This is a genomic window from Methylobacterium sp. Leaf111 (genome assembly GCF_001423285.1).
Lineage (GTDB): Bacteria > Pseudomonadota > Alphaproteobacteria > Rhizobiales > Beijerinckiaceae > Methylobacterium.
In genome coordinates this window covers 179,359-198,469 of the sequence record NZ_LMNE01000067.1, presented here as the reverse complement: position 1 = coordinate 198,469, position 19,111 = coordinate 179,359, and the positions used below count along the sequence as shown (strand labels likewise).

The window sequence follows — 19,111 nt, the reverse complement described above, 5'->3', positions numbered from 1 at the left end:
AGAGCGTGAAGGAGATGCCACTGCGCATCCCGCCAGACTCGCAGGACAGGCCTCAAACCGAAACCCCACGCGGACTCAACCGTCAGACCTTAACCACTAGTCCGTCAGTCCGTATGTGCCAACGATATAATCGCCAAAGGATCAGGGGGCCGGCCGGCAGCCGCCGCGGGCACGAGGACATCGACGCGGGTCGCCGATGCGCTGGGATGCCCGTTGCCGCGACACGGCATCCGGCAGTGCCCCGGCGCCGCGGCGATGCCGGGGGGCAGGTCGCGGCGCGCAACGATCGCACGGAGCCTGGACGAACCGGATGCGTGAACGGTCGCCGCGCGACCGGAGATCTGCCGGGTGGGCCCGAGCCCGCCGCGTGGCCGCGACCTATCCTTCAGACCTTCCCGGACGCGTGTAACCTCGGCGCCCTATGGCGGCACGCCCCCCGTGACCGAGCCGCAGCGCCCGGATCGATGCGGGGGCCGCGTATGTCCGCCCTCGTCGGCCGACTGTCGGAGCCCGTAAAGGTCGGGGATTGGGTCCGGAACCCACACGCGGGTACGTCCGCGGCCGGCCTTCGCGATGCCGGGGCGTCCCGTGTCCCCGGATCGGCACGCGCCCCGCCGGTCACTCGGCGCACAGGATACGCAACTCCACACCCACGGACTGGCAGCTGGCGTAGGTCGAGAGGAGGAGGTGGTAGAGCTGAAGCACGTGCGGTTCGATCGGCTTCCTCGCGAAGCCCCGCAGGACCGCGTCCCTCGACAGGACGCCGCCCCCGAGTACCATCCAGAAGGTCCTCCGGGCCGAGGGATTGCCGCGAACGCTCTTGAACGCCTTCGCGATGTCGGCGGCGGCCTGGCCCGTCCTGCTGCGGTGCACCTCGCCACCTTTCAGCCGCCATGGCCTGCCCCATTTCACCGCCGTTCCCGGCAGGTCGATCGCGTCGACCTTGAGGTAGGCAAGGTTCTTCACGACCTGTCCGCACACGTCGTACAGCGTCGACGCTCCGGCCCCCGGTTTGCCGGCCTTCCACTTCGCCGCCATGAGGACGGCCCGGAGCTCGGGCCCGCGGTCGTCGACGGCCACGAAGTCCGCCACCTCGTCGTCGAGATCGTCGCATAGCAGCATGGGGAAAGGGAGGCCGAGCACGGTGGCGGTAGAGGCTGGCTTCAACGCCGCGTCCATGAAACCGAACAGGGACGAAGCGGGCCAAGTGGACGCCGGGGCGGTCAGGTCGCCCTTCTCTGAATAGATGCCCGCGAGGCCGGAGACGCCCTCGATCAGGCCCGCGATGACGCTCGCGGGGCCGTTCGCGACGGACAGATCCAGCCCGACCCCGTAGAATTTCCCATACGCGTAGAGCGCGGCGGAATTTCTGGTGATGACGCGGATGGACTGTCGCTGGTTGAGGCGCTTGGTGAGCGAGACGTTCGGAGCGTCACGGCGCTTGAGCGCGCTGAGCGCGGGCGAGCGAAGCCAATACTTGCCTCGCCTCGGATGCCATCCGATCCAGACCGGCACAGGCCGTCCGTTCACCCCGAGCTCGAAGCGATACGGGAAGTCCGCTGCGGTCGGATCGGGCACAACGTCGACGCACGCGGCGTCGAGGTCGAACCTGGCCACCTTGCCGTCGTCGTCTACGTAGGCGTCCACAGCGTCGTCGAGGTCGACGAGGATATTCACCGGTTCGGTCGCCGCAGGGACGTCCACGGGCATGGCGTAGCGATCGAACATGGCTGCGGCTCGGGACCCCGCGAGGAGCTCCCCGTTCATTCGGGCCGTCCAGGCCTGGAAGCCGCCCAAGTCGACGACGGCGCCGTTGCCCTCGCGAATCCTGCTGCGCGCGAAACCGATCGCACGGTGGTTGCCAGCGACGCGTCCGGATGCATGGGCTACGACGTGCAGATGCTCCCCCATATGGATTCCGGCCCGGTTCAACGAGGCGGCGGTCAAGGTGCGCCCCCTGATCGCGAGCCTGCCCAGGTCGGTGTTTCTCGTGCCTATGCCGGTGATCGCGTCGCCCGCGCTTTCTGGCAGTAGCGATCGCAGGATCGCCGGTGCGGCCCGCGTGCCCAGATCCGCGGCCCCGTCCATCCAGAGTCCGGCGCTGTCGTAGAAGAACAGGCGTTCTCCGTGCCGGGCGTACGCGGTGATCTCCAGGCTGCCTTGCTGGAACAGGGTATCGACGAGGAACCGCGACTGTTGGAGCCGAAGCGAGACATGGCACCGGCACGCCCGCCCAGCGACGGTGAAGACCTGGATCTGAAACCTGTCTTCCGACCCCAGCTCCGCCGTGACGGCCGCCTCGAACGTGTCGAGGTCGAACGTCGGGTCCAATTCATGGATCACGGCCGATTTCGGTATGCGAATGTCGCCGTCCGGGATGGAGTTCGGATCCAGGCGCGTCCGGAAACGCCCATCCACATAGTCGATGGATGGCATCGTCGCGGCGAGCCGCCTCAGGATTTCCTTGCCTGTCCTGAGCGAGGGTGGCCCGTTCCCTTCCGCGCACAAATCGTCGAAGATGCCGAATCTTCGCCACATGGCAGAGAGACCGTCGCCCGTCCGCGCGAATACCCGTGCCGGCTTCGCCTCGCTCCCGATTGGGCGGGGGTGGCGAATCACGCGACCGACCTGTTGGACCAGCTTGCGTTCGTTGGTGAAGGGGTCGTAAGCCGCCAGCATGGTGCAAGAGGGGTCGTCGATCCCCTCGAGTAGCATGTCTTGGTGGATGAGGACGGTTTCCTGGCGTGCACCGAGTGCTCGAGGGACGTGGTCGTGGCGCTCGCCGTGAGGGCCGACCTCCGACTTGAACGTGTCGTGCACGGCGAGAACGCGTTCGCCGCGCGGGCCGAGCGCGGCGGCGAACGCGTCGTACAACGCCTGCACGCCGCCGGCATCCGCGGCCCGCACGATCGTCTTGTCGTTCGCTCCTACGTTTCCGGACCGGACCAAGTCGTCCCGCCACGACAGGATCTCCCGTGCGAACGCATGGGGGTCCCGCGCCAACGGCGCCTCCACGATCGCGACGTCCCTGATCAGCTTACAATCTACGGCCTGCCGGAAGCCCAGGAAGGACACGTGGTGCGGGTCCACGTCGAAAAGTTTCATGTCGCCCCGGAAAGGCGTGGCGCTGAAAAGTACCGTGGGCTTGCAAAGGCTGCGTACGGCCTCGGCCCAGGAAGGTGCCGGCTCCCGGTGTCCTTCGTCGAAGATGATCGTGCCGACCGCTCGTCGAAGACGGTCCATGTCCCTGGCCGCCGACGGGGGCCCGAAAACCGCGGTGCGGCCCGCGGCTCCTTGCACCGCGGCGGCGTGCGTCTGCTGCAAGGCCTGTACCGTGCCGACAATCACGCAGTGGTGGTCGGATGGCATCGTTTCCAGCTCGGCCAGGCATTGCGTCAGCGAGCTCGGGAGCAGCTGCACGACGCGGTTCGGCACCCATTCGGACGGAGCGCCGATCGTCGTCCAGAAGCCCCCACCGACCGCGGCCATGATCTGCTCGACGAGAGCGGTGGACGGGCAGAGGATGAGGGTGTGCCCGGCGTTACGGCGCAGTCCCGCGACCACGGCCATGATCCCGGTCTTACCGGTTCCGGTCGGGTAGTGGACCAGGGCCGAGCGGCCGGACCCCGAGCCGAAATACGTGACGCACGCCCGCACCGCCTCGGCTTGGTGAGGCCATAGCTTAAGGTCGCCAAGATCGAGCCTCGCCGTCGCCATGGGTCCCCGAGCTTCGCGTTTCGCCGCGCCGAGGTCGTCTTAAGCGGAGGGCACGTTCGTGACCAGCGATTCCGGGCCAAACCCGGCCGCCGTCCGACCCGCGGCAACCGTCGCTCCCCGACTGAGCGTCTTCGTGCGGATCCGCGAGACCAGGCTTTCACGCCCCTGACGAGGACGAGGCGGCAGGGCTGTCTGGTGGCACGGTAAGGTCGGCGAGTGGAACGACGCGGAGGATCGAACCGGTCGCGGCCCGGTCATGTCGGCGAGTGGTCCGTATCCCTCGGGCACACATCGGGGGCGACGAGTTCGCGGCGGTCCTATTCGCTGTCGACGTCGGGGAGGCCCACAGAAGGGTTGCGACCTTCCATCGAGGTGTGTCGGATGGGCTCGCTCAAGCGCATGTTCCGGCGATGGCGTGCATTGGGGCCTGTATCGTCGTGCCCGGCGGAGATGCCGAGGTGGCCATGGCCATGCGGATAGCCGACCAGTGCATGTACGAGGCGAAGGCGGCCGGCCCAGGCGGCCTCCGCATTCGGGTCCCCTTCGCAACGGGCGCCGCGCCCGCATCCGTATTCCCTCCGATGGTTGTCGGTGCCGCGTAGTGGAAGGCCTTGCTCCCGCGTCATCGTTCCGGACGGCTCAGTGAACATCCGCCTCCTTTCGTGCTTCGAAGCAGACAAGCCGAATACCGCCCATCTCGGACATTCGCGGCAGGTACCGAGCGTCGGCTCTTCACCACTGGTCATGTTGCCTGTTGCCGCACGAGGCCGTACGTCATCGTTCGCATCGAATGCGACCGGGGGCCGACGGACGTTTAGGTGTCGGCGCCGCTATGGCGTCGAGGTGGAGAGGCGAACGCGGGCCGGCTCGGATCCGGGGTCGATCTCCCCCGCGCATGCACGGAGCTTGGACCGGAGTTCGCCCGAGAGCCTATGGTTCACCGCGCTCTCGGTCGCGAGGATGATGTCGGCCAGAAGCCTCCGCCCGGTGCGAACGGGATGTCCTGCGGCCTCTACGATGGACGGGACATTCGTGGACGGGAACCGCAGGCGGAAACGCTGCTTGTCCGCGATCTCCAGCCAACACAGCGAGACCCGGCGAGCGACCGCATCCTCGACCGACCCGCCGAACAGCGATTGCGTGAGCCAGGACCAGATGTGCACCGACGCGAGATACGACATGTCGGGATCGCGATCGGTCGGATCGTTCAGGCGGCCCGCAGCCCAAGTCGCCTTCCGGAAGATATCCGTCTCACTCTGGAGCTGGTCGTCGGACGGCATCAGCCAGCTCGCAGCGAACCGGGCTCCGATGCTTTCGAGTCCCGATGCCAATGCGTCGGCGAGCCTCGGAGAATGCCTCATCGCCGCCGCAATCCCGAATGCGACGACGGCTTCCATCGCCAAGCCGCGGAATGGCTGGACCTCCCAATCCACATCACCGGCCATGGGGGGAATGACGCGTGATTCGGTGAAGGAGTCGGCTGCGGGCAACAACTCCCGTCGGATCACGGCATAGCCGGCCCAGTACAGGAACTCGGGCAAGTGCGCGATGAACCCCTCTACGTCCAGGCGCCTGAGATGGCGCGCCATGAATATGCCGGCGAATGCGGTCTCGTAGAAGTCGTACCTGCCGGTCGCCGTCCGATGGCGCAGCGCGTCGAAGATCCCGAGTTCCTCGCCGAGATCCGCCTCGAGGGCGGCGAGGAGATACCAGAGGCCCGTCGTGGAAGCGGCGGGCTGATCCATGATCTCGGGCGGCGGTTCCAGCCGGCTGCAGAATCCATAGGGAAGTGCCAGCGACTCCGTCTCGGGGCCGAGGGCTTGCGAGTTCGCGCGCATCTGGAGGATGAGATGGGCCAGTGCCTTGACGATCCAACGAGCGAGAGGGCCGGCGTTCGGGTCGATGGCCTCGGATCCGATCACGGCCTGGACCAGGAGGTTGATCGAGGCCCGCCTCGCATCCCTGTCCCACGCCGCCCGCGCCGCGTCGGCGAGCAACCCGACGCCCATGGCGGATGCGGTCGCTCCGAAGCACGGTAGCGCCCAGCGGGCGTCGTGGAACAGTTCCTCGGCGGTTCCGTGGTCACCGATGAAACTCGCTCCGATCGCACCGGTGCGCAACGCCAGAGCCGTCTCGATCCCCTCTTCCAACCGCGTGCCTTCGGCGATCCGTCGCGTCAGTCGAACGCAGGCCGCGTATCGACCTCTTCGATACAGAAGTCCGACATGGGTCCGGTCCACCAGGCGCTCACTACGCGCGGTCGCGAGAAGGGGATCCATGGCCGTCTGAGCGGCGACCGCGTCGCCGACGTGCTCGTCCAACACGACGACGCGTGCACATCCGCACTCGACGGCGAGGGCGTGCCGCTTCGAGGCCTCGGCGAGGAGCTGCAGCGCCTCGAGCTCCTCGGCCACCTTTCGCGGCTCGGATGCGGCGGCCTCGATGGTTCGCGTCCAACATCCCTGGACGCAGCGATGCGTGACGTTCGTCGGATCATCCAGAACCTCGAAGTACGGCGTGGCCACACTCAGACCGAGACGCTGCAACTCATCGATCATCTCGCGCAGGTCGCGTAGGTCGCGTAGGTTCGTCGCCCTGAGGGCGAACAGATGTTGCAGGTAGGTCCAGCCCTCCGTACCGGGAAGGGGCGCCTGCCCGGTCGCCTGGAACGGAAGTCGATCGACTTCGAGATCCCGCGACGAGTCGCGCAATTCCTCCAGCCAGCCGATCCATTCCCGCGCACGGACGGGGAGATCGGGTTCGATGAGTACGGCGCACAGGGCGGCAGGCAAGGCTCGTCCCCGCTCCGTAGCCGCCGCCATTTCCCTCGACTCCCTCAACAGGCGTCGAGCGATCGTCAGGAGTCGACCAGGTCGGGCGAGCGCGGCGACCTTCAATTGCGCGATCCTCATCATCATGGATGCGGAAGGGTTGGCCGGAAGGAACGGCCGATCGTCGTAGGCGGCCGAGGTGGCGAGGAAGGCGACCTCGCCGGCGATCGCGCGAGCGGCCGCGTCGTCGTGGGCCATCTCGGACAGGATCATCATCGACAGGTGGGAGATGCCGTCCGCCCGGCCCGACCGCAGCGCGTGAACCAGCAGGTGCGCGGCGTACTCGCCCGGGAAGGGGTTACGGGCGATCAGGTCGTCGACCAGGGCCATGTCGACCCCGTGCATCTCCTCCTCGTCGAGGGCCTCCACGCCCACGTCGTCGACGAGCGGTGAAACTGCGTAGCGACGATCGCCCCTCGCCTCGACCCAAGGCCCCACGAGCATGTCGAGGGCGTCTCCCGGTCGCCTGATCTTCGGGTCGGCCCCGGCAACGGATAGGGCCATCGAACGATCGAACCCCCCGTCAATCAGGCTGAGCCGATAGAGCAGGTTCGACGCGCCGTCCGGAAGTTCGTCGAGGAGCTTCGCCCGCACCGCATCGCGTTGGGCGTCGATCTCGGCCGGGGCCGGTATCGTGCCGATCCCGGCCATCACCTCGCCGACAGGCCATTTCCGACTGGACAGGCCAGCTATCCGGGCATCCACGAGCTGAGGATGGCCGCCGCCACAGAACGCATGGATGACGGCGGCCCAAAATCCGGCGTCGCCGCCGGCTGTCGTGACCATCGCCGCCACGTCCGCGACGGTGAGGTAAGGGGCCCGACTGACGTCCGGACGGCCATCCCCCAGGCATTCCGCGATGGTGGGCGGCGGTGGCCGGGACGAGGTGACGATCACCAGTGCGTCCGCCGCGCGTCCCTCCTCGCCGATCGCCGACAACCGAATGCGTGCGTTGAGAAGCTGGGCATGCGGAAGGTCGTCCAGGATCAAGCCGCCGATCCGGCCCGACCCCAGGACCGAGAAGGCTGCGGCGAGCCGATCGTCCAGCTCGGGTCCGGCGCAATCCCGAAGCTGTAGAATGAACCAGGGACGAACGTGTTGGGTCGCGACCAGCTGGGCGAGAACGGTCTTGCCTACCCCGCTGCTGCCGTACAGCCATAGCGCCCCGGTGCCGGACAGGCGATCGCGGAGATCGTCCACGAGTGCGGGCCGCCCGGTTGCTCGTACCGGCAGCGGGACGGTCGGGCAGGCGATGAGGGCCGTGTGGTGACCGACCCCGCCCCCGCCCGGTTGCCGCGGCGAAAATCCGGCGGCCTGCCGTAACACCGACAGGGGCATCCGGACGGATGTCGAGTCCTCCACGAGCCGGAGCAGTTGAGCATGCGTGAGTCGCCGTTCGGTCGTCCCGGTGACGCATTCGATCACGGCATGCAGAAGCGCGTCGCGTACACGCCCGGCATCGCTGGGCATGAATCCCATGGGCCTGGAAAGATCCGCAAGACGGTCGAGGATGACCTGCCCCACCTTGTCCAGGCCGACCTCGCCACATTCCCACCGGATCCTCCGGAGCAGAAGCTCGCGGAATTGCTCCGGATCCGCCGACCCGATCCACGATTTCATCGTGTCCGGTAGCGACAGGGACAGGAGTGCATGTCGTAGCGGCGTGACGTCCGATCCGCCGCGGGCAACGTCCCGCCAGTGCGACAGCCCCGGTGCCCCGCCGGGAAAGGTCAGATCCCTCTCCCGTCCGATGGGAGAGGTCGTTAGATAGGTCATCCGGACACTGCTGTCGCGGTTGACGGCCTGGAGCGCCCAGAATGCCGCGATGGCCTTGACGACGCCCAGATCCCGGAGCGTGGCCGGTTTCTGCTGAGCTTTCACCTGGAAGACGTCGATCTCTCCCCGGGCCAGGCGCGTGTAATCCTCAGCGACTTCCAGGAGAAGGATCTCGTCCTGCCGCAGGGCCAGCCAAGCATGGAGGCTCCGGTAGATCTGATAGACGTAACCCCGCAAGGCGGCCACGGCCTGTCGCGCCGTGCCGTCGGGAGGCAGCATGGGCGCCGCGAGGTCTGGTTCGTCCGTCATCGACATCCCCCCAATGACGTTGGTCCGTGCCGCGCCGATCATCACCCCAGGTTCGGTCTCCGATGCAAGAGGGCCTTTGCAAGAGGGCCGTGACGCCGCGGGTACGCTTTGTGGCTCTAAGCGGCCGCCCGGGCTCGATATCCAGAACAATCCGGCCTCCCTCATCGCTCGGCGTACGGCGGCGTCCTCCCGCGCCTCGTCCGTCCATCGCCTCGATCGGTGGACCCATCAGGCTCACCGTCGATGCGTCGTCTCGGTCGGTGGATCTCGGAGGTGAGGCCCCTTCCTCGCCTGTGGGTCGGCCCCGATGGAAGCCCCGGCTTCCGCGGAGTCCCGAACGCGGCGGCGGTACGCCTCCGCAAGGGGACATGCGGCCGAACCGAACGCCGGTTCGCCTCGCCCGCGCCCGGGTACGCCCCCGTGCCCCCGTCGGATCGACCTCGGTTCGGGGAACGGTAGGGCGCCTCGACATGGGCTGGTACGGGATCATGCCCCGCACGTCCGACATGGGCAGCGGCTAGCATGCCGAACGCGTGCCGAACGTCCGTAGAAGTCATCGCAAGCGGCCCGCCCGACGAAGGTGAGCGATGAGACGGCGCTGATCTGCGAGCACGGCACGTCCCGAGGCGTCCATGCCCGACTCGTAATGCATCAGACGCGACATCTCGCTTTCTGCGGCATCGAAGGCACCGCAGTAGGCAAGCACGACGGCATACTGGGCGCGCACGGGCACGACATACGCGGCGAGCTTGAGGTCGCGGATTATCGGGAAGATGCTGTCCTCCATCACTCGCCGCGCACCGGTGAAATCCTGCCGTTCGACAAACTCATCCACCAGGTCCTGCCCGACCCGGACCAAGGACTCCGGCGATTGGGCCAGTTGGTAGAACTTCAAGGCATGCACCCGTGCGTTGCCCGAAGCGCGACCATTGGCGTTCGCTGCCGTGGCAAACAAATCCAGGCAATCGGCCAGGTGTTTGCAATCGTCGATCAGATCGTCGGATTTCCTCAGGATCGCATACAGGTCCGCAGGGTTCCTGCCCATTACCGACGAAGGGTCGATCCCGAGGTGACGGAAATATTCGTCCGCTATGGAGATGGCGTCGCGGGCGGCGCGGTCGTGTTCGCCGAGGTGGAAAAAGGCGACGGCCGCGTTGTACCGGAAAATGCGCTGATGCGGCGGGCTCTCATGCAACGTGGCGGCGGTCTCGTCGAGGATCCGCAGCACGTCGACCTTCCGACCGTGCCGGGCCAGGAGATTCATCTCCTTCATGCCCAGCGCCAGTCGTTCATCGGCCCCGAGGCCGTGAGCGTTCACGAGCGCCCTCATGGCATCGAGTCGGGTCGACACGTCCGGGGATTCGACCCGCATCGCATGGAAGGCGATCGCGTCCATGGCCCAGAACCTCGCCCCTGGATCCTGATGGAACTTCGCGGCTGCAAAGAGCCATCCCTCGATCTCCGGCCACAAGCCGAGCTCATGGAAGACCTCGTCCGTGCCGAATTGGATGAGGAGGTCGATCTCATCGGTCTCCGCCAGGACCCGTAGGAAGAGCCTGAGCTTCGGATATTCCCAGGCCCTCTCCATTGAGCGTTTCAGGACGCCCCTGAGACTTCGCATTGCCGCCAGACGAGCCTCCTCCCCGAGTTCCGCGAGGCACGATCGGCCGGGTAGCCGGATCGCGTCGTGGACCTTGAGGCGGTCGTTCCCGAACGCCTCGAGCATGCCGGCGGTCCGAAGGCTGCGCAGGTACGACGCCACGACGGACGGCGGTGCCCCTAGGATCTCGTCCAACGCCTCGATCAACTCGCCGCGGGCCAGGGGGACATCGCACAAGCTCAGCACGCCGAGGACATGTCGTGCGTCGGCATCGAGCCGATGAATTGCCTGTGCCAGGATCAATTCCTGGGCGGTCGCGGTCGAATGGGTCGAGGATGCGATCGCTGCGCACAACGCGGAGAGATCCCCATCGTGTTCGGCGGCCGCTATGGCGACGGCATTCTGTACGTACAGCGGAAGGCCTCCGGTCAGTTCCATGAGTGCCTGGCACGCGGCGGCATCGGCCCTGCATCCGCACGACGATACCTCGGCCGCGATCATGTCGGGCGTCCACCCTCCAAGGACCTCGGGGGTGATCCGCAGGCGGGCGGCGAGTTCCTGCGCCGCAGGACCGGGATGGGTGAGCAGGACGAAGCTCATGCCCGGGGCCCCGCCGACGACCGCCGCGACGTCGGCGGGCACGGGACCGTGTACGTTGTCCATGACGACGACGAGTTCACGGCCCTCTGCCGCCCGGCGACGGTCCAACGCCCTCAGTATCTCCAGACCGGATGCGCCCGGCAGCAGGATGCGTCCCAGTTCACCCGATGCGCCATGGAGGCGGGCAGCGAGGTCGCGGGCGATGGTCGACGATATGGCCGTACTGGGAACGTCCCGGATATCCAGGTAGGCGGCCTCGTGAGTGGAGTGCAGGGACGACTGCGCCACCCAGGCGGTCTTCCCTGCGCCGGACCATCCGACCACCAGCCGAACCCGCGATTCGGTGCGCAGTGGCGGTTCGCCGGCCTGAGCCCTGTACATCGCGGGAGGCGCCGGGAAATCCTGCAACTGAAGGACCAGCTGCTCGAAGAGGTCGACCAATTCCTCGGCCCGGAAGGCATGCTCGGTTCGTGGTGCGGTCCCGCTCGACGCCGCGGTCACCAAGCCCGCGAGCTTCCAAACCAGCGTCTCGGGGGCGAGCGCGGCGAACGGGAGCCGCGAAGCGAGATCCTTGCAGGCCTCCAGCGCCCCCGCCAGATCGGACGCGGGCGGGGGCGTCACTGGGTCAGCCGGGACGGGGCCGCCTGGCCAGTCGATCCTGACGTCTGCCGGCCACTCCGCCGAACACAGGCGTCGGGCGAGGGATGGCGTGGGCGCGGCATTGGAAGCGAGCACGAAGTTGCAGGATCCGGGACGTGAGCCGTCGGCGTGCGAAGCGCGGTAGTTCGCGAACCGATCCAGGGCGTCCCTCACGTCGCCGCCGTCGAGCTTTCCGATGCGGGACTTCACCTGGACGTAGGTGTGATGGTGCGCCCGGACGATCTCGACGTCTTCGTCGCTTTCGACCACCAGACGGGTGACGTTCGAGCCCGGAACGAGCAGCAGGCTCCGCGCTGCGTACAAATGTTGGAATAGGAATCCCCTATGGACGGCTTCGATCCTCGTCAGTTGGGCAGGATCGACGACGTCCAATCGCGGCACGGTGGGCGTCGTCACGGTTCCCCTCTCCGATCAATTCGCCGGATGCGATCGAGGCATCGAACGGAACCTTCCGATAGACCGGGAGGACGGAAGGGAACTCGAGCCTTTGCGGTTCGCCGACGGCTTCGCCGAACCTCGACAAGATGGGCCCCTCGTGGGACGAACGCCAGCCGGTGGGCGGAGGTACGCGCCCCTCAATTCGCGACGTGGATCGCTGGCCTGCCCTTATCCGGTGGTCCAGGATCGAAGTTAGTGCATCATTGGTCTGGAGTTGACCCCGTTTGTGGTCCACGGCCTATGCAAGTTCTCGGGCTGTGACAGCTTGGTTGGCGAAGGCTCGGGGCGTCAAGCCGCCCAGTGCCGTGTGGGGGCGATCGTCGTTGTCGTGGCACCTCCAGTCCTCGATGCGCTCGCGGGCATCCGCCAGCGACAGGAACCACGAGGCGTTTCGGTCGGCTTGCCCGGTCGTGAGAAGTCGATCTCGACCCCGTTCAGGTAGGCCCACTGGTCGAGCATGCGACCGGCGAACTCCGGTCCATTGTCGACCCGCAAGCTCTTGGGCCGTCCCCTCAGCTTGACCATGGCGTCCAGAGCCTCGGTCACCTGGAAGGCGCGGCAGTTGGCTCTCGGCGTGAGTGAGAGCGCCTCTCGCGTATGGCAATCGACGACCGTCAGGTTCCGGAACGGACGCCCGTCGAAGATGCGGTCGGATACGAAGTCCATCGCCCAGACCTCGTTGGGCCCACCGATCGCTGGTCGCCCTTGGCGATATCGCCAGGCCCGCTTGCGCTTAGGCAGCTTGGGCCGGATCGACACCATAGACAAATGTCCTGATTTCGATCTTAACTTTGAAAGATACTAAAACGATCATTTGTGTGACGACAGTCGAGCTAAAGGAGCAGATGTGGCACGCAACAAAAAAACGGCCATTCGACTCTACGACGTCTCAAGCGCCATAGAATTCATTTTGGACGAAACAAAATCGCCGTACCTTCGCGCCATCTGTCTCTATGAAACACAAATTGCGGTCAGCTTCGGAGAAAAGCTGAATAGACGACAAATGACGAGGAAAGTATCGCCAGCTCAATGGCTGGCCGTTCCAGAAAATGTCCTCGCATCGGCTTGCTTGTGCAGCAGCATTCGCCTGCTGCAATATATCCAGTCAAACCGACAACTCAACGGAACCTCTTCGAAAGACCTCATCGACAATCAGGACGCGCGGGATGTGCTTAACCACATCCTACTAACTCCTGATGGCTTGAAGAAAATTGCTACCGCCTACCGACCGAAAATCTTGGATGCCAAACTCCGAAACCGCCGTCGTCGCCAGCGGAGATATGCGCCGTTGTACGACGTCTCACTACGATGGCCGGAGGTGAGCGGATCCACGCTGAGGGGCGGCTGGAGTACGGCCCTTCAGCTATTTAGGCCCAAAATAGGTACCGACGCACACTCAACAGTTAGGAAGTATTATCCGGGCTTGCGGGGAAGATCCAGCGCCTACAAATTCAAAGACCGGGGCGATTACTTAGCGGCCTTCGTATGGTTGCGGCATTACCGTGGCGGACTGTTTCGGCCTAGGCAATTATCGCGTGCATCTTTCGCAAAGCGCCTGCTTGCTGACGTTCTCGATGTACCGAGGTTGATAGAATTTTTTGGGCGCTACGAATTCATCAGGGGCCAGCTGATCAAGCGAGGCTACAAGTTGCTGCCGCTTGCGCAGATCCATCAGGTGCGCCCCATCGAGATCGCGATTTCTCCCCTGCCTGAGGAACTACTTGAGGCAGTTTCCTCAGTTAGATCAGAATCTTAGAAGCCAGTTTGCACAGTTAGGCAAACCAATCGGCGGTTGGTCGAGCGATATGATTGCCGCGCCTCAATTCTGGGGCCGGAGACCAACCAAATGGCTGACAGTTTCACACCGCCGCGGGTGACCGCCAAACATCGACCGCTCACCGCTTTCCCCTGCGATTTGATGCAAGACATCGACGGCGTCGAAGCTTCGAACGCCACTCAGCTCGGAACGATGGAGGTCATCGAAGCGGCCGATGCCTCGACCGCGCCGGAGGAAGGAGCGCAGGTGCGTCTGTCCGGCCATAGCGCGCGCAAAAACAACCTGTTCGCAGGTCTGAGCATCCGTGACCAAATGGATCTCGGGGTGGAGCCGATGATAGTGCGCGGCCAGGATCCGGTTGGCCGCCCGACCGTCGAGGTCGAGGTGACGCTGGAACGCCAGTCCCGCTTCCTCGATATGGCGAACGGACAAGAGGCGGTCCTCCACGTCACCTGCCTCGGCACCGACGGGGAGTGGCAGCGTCTGCTGGTTCGCAAGGTGATCTGGAACCCTCGCCGCGACTAGGAGCGAACGACGAATGCTGGGCCGGGGCGGCTAACCGCTCCGGTCCTCGCGTGCCGGCCGATGTCCATTGTCGCCGAGGCTCCTGATTCACAGCAGCTACGCCCCTCAGTTCTAACCTCGCGCCTCAGCCTCCCTGATTTTCTCGTAACGAGAACAACGCGGCGGGCGCCTATCGCAGGATCCCATCATGAAAAAGCGCAAGCGCAAGATTTCGAAACCGAAGCTGCCGAAAGATAATTTGACCACTGTGCCGGTCGGAGACGACCAAGGCTCTTCCGAGCCGGATCACTCGGACCTCACGCGCCGCATCAAGGAGAACCCCCTCAGCGTCGCGGCGGAAGCCCGGCACAAGCTCCATGAAGTCCGGTCAGGTTACCGCCGCGAGCTGTACGCGGCGCTGGCACTGATCGTCGGGATCGCCCGCCACTACCACCACGACTACAAGGCCTGGAAGATCTTCTTCGATCAGCCGTATTTCCAGACCGGCAAGCAGAAGCCCAAGGCGCGTGCTCATCACACCGACGCGCTGCGGCACACGATGAACTATGTCTTCGATGCCAAGTCTAAGCAGGCGCGTAGCCGGACCGGGAAGTATGCGGCGGCGCTCCACCCGATGATGATCATCGGTGTACCGGTCCATCTCGTTGCGGAAGAGATCGAGAAGGCTGGTGGGATCGAGAAGCTATACGAAGCCTACCGCGAGCGCGAAGCGCACAAGCCGAAAAAGGGACGGAAGCAGGCTCGAACCGAAGAGGAGTACGCGGCTACGGCGCAGTACTTTGACTTACGCGGCAAGAAGGACGGTGAGCCAGAAGACATAACGCTCGGCGACTTAGAAGACGGCGACGAGCAGCACGACGACGAGATGGATGATCTGGATCTGAGTGAGGGCGAGGGGTACGGCGAGGCACATGATCCGCTCGACATCTACAGAGATATGGACTTCGGCTTGGAGCCCTCGGTGGAACGCGGCTTCGATCCCGAGGGACGCCCGACCATTGAATTCGAGATGACGGCAGATCGACAGTCCCGCTTCATCGGCCTGGGCAAGCGGCGGGCGGTGGTTCACATCCAGGGCCTCGGACACGATGAGAACGGCTGGCAGCGCATCCGTGTGCGTAAGGTGATCTGGAAGCGCCGCCGCGCCTAGCATAGTAGCGGAGCAGAAGAAGTCGGGGCGGGTGACTGCCCCGATTTTTCTTGTTTCTGAGCTGTGCAGCAAACTGGATTAGTCCCGATCCAAAACCATCGGCTGCCAGGGTTCTGCAGCACGCTGAGGACGGCAGCTTCTCTCGCTCGCGGAGATAGGCAGAAGGAGAACCTCATCCTCTGTAGCCCGGCCTCGCTGAAGAGCCTTGAAATTGTAGCGATGGACGTAGCCAAGATCGCGTGTGATCGCCGTGGCGTGGAGGGAGATCAGGCAGCCGCCGCGCGGGCAGTAGCGCGCACTCTCCTGTGCCAAGTGCACGTCGAGCCCTTCGCGCATCCGGCTGCCCGGCGGCATCACCGCCACGCCCTGCAGGTGCAGCCCGCCATTGGGCAAGAGGGAGCGAACGCTGACCTTCTCCCGCTTCGCGACGGGCACATCGGGAGCGAGGATCCAGCGGGGGAGCAAAGCCTGACGGCCAGCCGCATAGGGGTGCTTCCACACGCGGGTGAGGATCCAGTCGTAGGCCCGCTCCGCCTCATGGTGCATCTGAGCGATCACGCTGCTGCGGCGACCTCCTAAGTGGCGAAACTTGAGAACGAGAAGGTAGGGGGACCAGCCTTCGGCTGCGAGGTCCACTGCGATTTGGCCATAGCCCCCTGTGAGCTGATGAATCTGATTGCTGCGGCTTTGGCCCTCATGGGGTACGTTTCCCTGCATCGTGGGTCTTCCTTTAGCAGTGGGGGTGGGGGAAGCTCTCTATCGAAAGGGGCTCATACGAGCCGATGTGCTCAATCGGGTCTATTTCGACACACTCAAACATATGCACGTCCATGGACATGCAGTTCTGCGCCAAGTACCGCGCGCCGATCTGTGGTAGCTTCCAAGCAAGCCGGCAGTGTGCAAGCACAAAATTAGTTTACCGAACCATGAAATTCTTGGGGATCTGAGAACGCCACGGATGAGATTAGCCTGCGAGTGCTATCTGCTCGGCACGGTTGAGGACGTGGAGGATCAGCCCGCTGGCAAAGGCGGTGGCCAGCGCCCCCTCCACGAAGCGGCTTTGTCGGATCACGACGGTCAGCAGCTGAGCGAGTTCATGTTCCATGGCTGATGCGAGCGCGGCCGGCTCGTCGCGCAACGCTTGCGCCCGCTGCGTCTGCGCCCATGAGGCCCAGTCGAACCCGGCGAGCACCCAGCCGTGCGCATAGGACTCGGCGACGAACTGCTCCGCCGTTTCGTTCAGCGCGAACCAGGCTGGCGAGATGCAGCCCGCAGGCGCTTCCGGTTGGAACCACTTTCCAACGGGCGCTGCGGGATCCTCAAAGGCAGGCCGGTACCGGCTGATCGCACGAAGGCGCATTCGTCGCTCGTCATCGACATGCGCCATAGCCTTGTCCTCCATGCTATTCTGCAGACGGGGAGCATCTGATCTAGATCGTTGCCCAATCCCAGATCGAGCTACGATCACCTGTTCAGGCGTGCGCGCTACAAGCCGCTGACATCAACGAAGACGTTGCTGCCCCGCTGGTACAAGTGCCAGACGATGCGGCGCTCGCCCCCATTTAGGGTAGCGCGTCCCATACAGTAGCGGTGCAAGCCTTTGGGGTCGTCACTCAGCTGCCTGATCTCGTCGAGCGCGAGCAGCCGGTTGTTGACGGTCTTGGCGTCAGGACCGTCCTCGATGGCTTGGCGCACAAGGGAGCGCGTGGCGTCCGCCTCGCAGGTCGGGAAACCCGCTGGGGGGCTTTTCGGCCATACCAGCCAGACGGCGGCCAGCAACAGCGGTGCTTTCCACCACCACCCGGCCCAGGGACCCCGTGCTGGTCGCGCCTGCAGCCGTTGGGTCTGGGCCGCATACTCCCGGTCGGAGAGGCGTCCTTCTCGATGTAGCGTGGCCAAGCGCTCGGACCGCTCGAAGGTCCCATCGAACCGGTCACCTGCTGCCCATCGGGCTTCGACATCGGCCAGGATCAGCGGGATCGCCTCCTTCGTCTGCACGTCGGCATAGGCCAGGCGGAACTGTTCGACCGCTGCTGGTCCGAGCACGGTCATCCGCTCGATGGCAGGTTTGATATCCGGGTCGTAAGCGGCAAGCGCGGCCCAGCGTTCGCGGAAGGCGTCCGTATCGCCCGTACGCTGCCGCGGCTTTGCGAAGGCGAGCGCGAGCAGGGCCGGGAAGAACAGGAAGCACACGATCGCCCAGCGGCGTTCGTTGAGCCCTCTGCGCCGGGCGAGGTTCCACGCCACCACGGAGGCGAGTGCGCCGAGGGGCAGGAACAGGCTGGAAAATGACGTGGTCGTGCCGTCCATGACGACTCTCCTGAGGCTAGGGGGTTGCGTAGGGTAGGGGCGCACGACCGCGAGCCAGATGCCCTAATCCGGGACCATCAGTCCGTCGATTGTCAAGCCGTGGATCTGGCTGTCTCGCGCGATGGATGCGCGGACGATCATCGGTTGGAACCTACGGCGGCTGCGCGTCGAGCGGGGGCTGTCGCAGGAGCGCTTGGCGCTCGCGACGGGCATCGACCGGGCTTATGTCGGCCGGGTCGAACGCGGCTCGGAAAACGTCACCATCGCGACGCTGGAAGCGATGGCGACATCCTTGTCCGTTCCGGTCGCGACTCTGCTCATCGAGCCCGAAGCCGATGCGCCTAAACCAGTGCCGCTGCGAGCTGGTCGCAAACAGGGACCGTAGCCCCGGGGTCACGGGTGACTCGCGCTGTTCGTGGCCAAGCCTTGGAGATCCATGAGGATTAGCCGCAACTCGCGCCAGCGCGTCGTCGCGCCCGCATGGGGGCCAGGCTCGCGGGTGCTGAGTAGGACGAAGAGCTTCAGCATCACCGCGTCGAGGGTCCAGGCCGGGGTCGCAAGGAGCCTGTCGGCTGTGTCGAGGACGGCGCCGTCGAGCTCCACCTCGTGCGCCTGGGCGGCCGTGAGCCCGGCGGCGTGAGCGGCAGCGTCCCAGCGCCGCTGCCGACGCTGGAGAACCCGCTCCAGGCGACGTCGATGCCGGCCTGGGAGCCCTTCTTGTGCGATGCTGAGCGCGTCGGCAGCATAGCGCCGCGACCCATCCCAATCCGGGCGCAGTGACACACGCGGGTAATCCATCTGGGCCAGGAGCGCCGTCTCGATGCGGTCGCAGTCTGCCAGCGCAGCCTCGTGCCGTTCGAGCAGCGCCTGAAACGCGGCAAAGAGCCGAGGCATTGGATCGGTGAGCGGTCCGAAGCTGACGGCTTGCGGTGAGGGCTGCTCAGGGCCCACGACCTCCTCCCCGATCACCGGCAGCCCGCTTAGGAGGGCGATCAGGCGCCGGCGGGTCGGTGATCCTCGGGCCGGAGGCGAGCGACCGGCAGGCGGGGCGTCGTCGCGCCGAACCACCTCAGTACTCCCCGGCGAGCATGACGGTGAGCACCCGCGCGGTGACGCTCGTGTCGGCTGGATCCCGGGAAGCGCGAGCCAGGGAGGGGTCGAAATAGTCGATCTTGAAGAAGACTCGCTCGCCAGCCACTTCCAGCGCCCCGAAATCCCGCTCGCCATAGGGATCGTTGTCGGGGTCAAAGCGATCGAAGGCGGCGACCGCGGCCAGGATTGTCTGCTGGCGCTCGCGGCCAAGCGCGACGATGCCGGCGGTGAGGACGAGGGTGCCGCCGGCCAGCGAGCGGCGCAGGATGTCGTTGAGCGCAGCGACGCGGCCCACATCGAGGATGTCGGTCATGGAAGCCTCGGAG

Annotated in this window: 13 protein-coding genes and 1 pseudogene; 5 read left to right on the top strand and 9 right to left on the bottom strand. The window is 65.4% G+C overall.

All coding sequences use genetic code 11. The annotated features are described in order from the left end of the window. Positions 1 to 618 precede the first annotated feature (618 nt). The gene (locus ASF41_RS21390; protein WP_056496827.1) at positions 619 to 3,717 is read right to left on the bottom strand and encodes a DEAD/DEAH box helicase; all 3,099 of its coding nucleotides are present in this window, start codon (positions 3,715 to 3,717) and stop codon (positions 619 to 621) included. Between the two features lie 266 nt (positions 3,718 to 3,983). Here ASF41_RS21390 and ASF41_RS26725 point away from each other — a divergent pair, with 266 nt between their 5' ends. Further along, complete coding sequence (locus ASF41_RS26725) at positions 3,984 to 4,319, top strand: diguanylate cyclase domain-containing protein (protein WP_056496824.1); 336 nt, start codon at positions 3,984 to 3,986, stop codon at positions 4,317 to 4,319. 228 nt (positions 4,320 to 4,547) lie between these two features. On the opposite strand, the gene ASF41_RS21380 is transcribed toward ASF41_RS26725, so the two are convergent. The 3 genes and pseudogenes from ASF41_RS21380 to ASF41_RS21370 all read right to left on the bottom strand — a co-directional run. Then, the gene (locus tag ASF41_RS21380) at positions 4,548 to 8,678 is read right to left on the bottom strand and encodes a hypothetical protein (protein ID WP_210167000.1); all 4,131 of its coding nucleotides are present in this window, start codon (positions 8,676 to 8,678) and stop codon (positions 4,548 to 4,550) included. 508 nt (positions 8,679 to 9,186) lie between these two features. Further along, positions 9,187 to 11,889 (bottom strand): hypothetical protein, encoded by a 2,703-nt coding sequence (locus tag ASF41_RS21375; RefSeq protein ID WP_156653429.1) that lies wholly within the window; start codon positions 11,887 to 11,889, stop codon positions 9,187 to 9,189. 280 nt (positions 11,890 to 12,169) lie between these two features. Further along, positions 12,170 to 12,690, bottom strand: a pseudogene (locus tag ASF41_RS21370) (DDE-type integrase/transposase/recombinase); the annotation flags it as partial. An 88-nt stretch (positions 12,691 to 12,778) separates the two neighbouring features. Between ASF41_RS21370 and ASF41_RS25330 the strand changes: the two are divergent. The 3 genes from ASF41_RS25330 to ASF41_RS21360 all read left to right on the top strand — a co-directional run bounded on the left by ASF41_RS25330 (position 12,779) and on the right by ASF41_RS21360 (position 15,383). After that, positions 12,779 to 13,687, top strand: coding sequence for a hypothetical protein (locus ASF41_RS25330; protein ID WP_156653428.1), 909 nt, complete (start codon positions 12,779 to 12,781; stop codon positions 13,685 to 13,687). A gap of 90 nt (positions 13,688 to 13,777) precedes the next feature. Continuing rightward, the gene (locus ASF41_RS21365; RefSeq protein ID WP_156653427.1) at positions 13,778 to 14,233 is read left to right on the top strand and encodes a hypothetical protein; all 456 of its coding nucleotides are present in this window, start codon (positions 13,778 to 13,780) and stop codon (positions 14,231 to 14,233) included. 187 nt (positions 14,234 to 14,420) lie between these two features. Then, a complete protein-coding gene (locus ASF41_RS21360; RefSeq protein ID WP_056496812.1) occupies positions 14,421 to 15,383 on the top strand; it encodes a hypothetical protein in 963 nt (320 codons plus the stop codon). A gap of 78 nt (positions 15,384 to 15,461) precedes the next feature. Here ASF41_RS21360 and ASF41_RS21355 read toward each other — a convergent pair whose 3' ends face one another. The 3 genes from ASF41_RS21355 to ASF41_RS25325 all read right to left on the bottom strand — a co-directional run bounded on the left by ASF41_RS21355 (position 15,462) and on the right by ASF41_RS25325 (position 17,693). Then, entirely contained in the window at positions 15,462 to 16,100 is a 639-nt protein-coding gene (locus ASF41_RS21355; protein WP_056496808.1) for a hypothetical protein, read from the bottom strand. A 247-nt stretch (positions 16,101 to 16,347) separates the two neighbouring features. Beyond that, entirely contained in the window at positions 16,348 to 16,785 is a 438-nt protein-coding gene (locus ASF41_RS21350) for a DUF6508 domain-containing protein (RefSeq protein ID WP_056496805.1), read from the bottom strand. Positions 16,786 to 16,868: 83 nt separating this feature from the next. Then, positions 16,869 to 17,693 (bottom strand): hypothetical protein, encoded by an 825-nt coding sequence (locus tag ASF41_RS25325; protein WP_056496801.1) that lies wholly within the window; start codon positions 17,691 to 17,693, stop codon positions 16,869 to 16,871. A 121-nt stretch (positions 17,694 to 17,814) separates the two neighbouring features. On the opposite strand from ASF41_RS25325, the gene ASF41_RS21340 reads away from it, so the two are divergent. Next, positions 17,815 to 18,078: a helix-turn-helix domain-containing protein gene (locus ASF41_RS21340; RefSeq protein WP_056496799.1), complete on the top strand. Its 264-nt coding sequence runs from the start codon at positions 17,815 to 17,817 to the stop codon at positions 18,076 to 18,078. A gap of 8 nt (positions 18,079 to 18,086) precedes the next feature. Here ASF41_RS21340 and ASF41_RS21335 read toward each other — a convergent pair whose 3' ends face one another. Beyond that, positions 18,087 to 18,644, bottom strand: coding sequence for a hypothetical protein (locus ASF41_RS21335; protein WP_244479741.1), 558 nt, complete (start codon positions 18,642 to 18,644; stop codon positions 18,087 to 18,089). A gap of 118 nt (positions 18,645 to 18,762) precedes the next feature. After that, complete coding sequence (locus ASF41_RS21330) at positions 18,763 to 19,098, bottom strand: DUF3768 domain-containing protein (RefSeq protein ID WP_056496792.1); 336 nt, start codon at positions 19,096 to 19,098, stop codon at positions 18,763 to 18,765. Positions 19,099 to 19,111: the final 13 nt, after the last annotated feature.

Excerpts from the sequence above, each read along its gene's own strand:
- ASF41_RS21390 (WP_056496827.1), bottom strand. The coding sequence starts at position 3,717 with ATGGCGACGGCGAGGCTCGATCTTGGCGACCTTAAGCTATGGCCTCAC.
- ASF41_RS21365 (WP_156653427.1), top strand. The coding sequence starts at position 13,778 with ATGGCTGACAGTTTCACACCGCCGCGGGTGACCGCCAAACATCGACCG.
- ASF41_RS21360 (WP_056496812.1), top strand. The coding sequence starts at position 14,421 with ATGAAAAAGCGCAAGCGCAAGATTTCGAAACCGAAGCTGCCGAAAGAT.
- ASF41_RS21355 (WP_056496808.1), bottom strand. The coding sequence starts at position 16,100 with ATGCAGGGAAACGTACCCCATGAGGGCCAAAGCCGCAGCAATCAGATT.
- ASF41_RS21350 (WP_056496805.1), bottom strand. The coding sequence starts at position 16,785 with ATGGAGGACAAGGCTATGGCGCATGTCGATGACGAGCGACGAATGCGC.
- ASF41_RS25325 (WP_056496801.1), bottom strand. The coding sequence starts at position 17,693 with ATGGACGGCACGACCACGTCATTTTCCAGCCTGTTCCTGCCCCTCGGC.
- ASF41_RS21340 (WP_056496799.1), top strand. The coding sequence starts at position 17,815 with ATGGATGCGCGGACGATCATCGGTTGGAACCTACGGCGGCTGCGCGTC.
- ASF41_RS21330 (WP_056496792.1), bottom strand. The coding sequence starts at position 19,098 with ATGACCGACATCCTCGATGTGGGCCGCGTCGCTGCGCTCAACGACATC.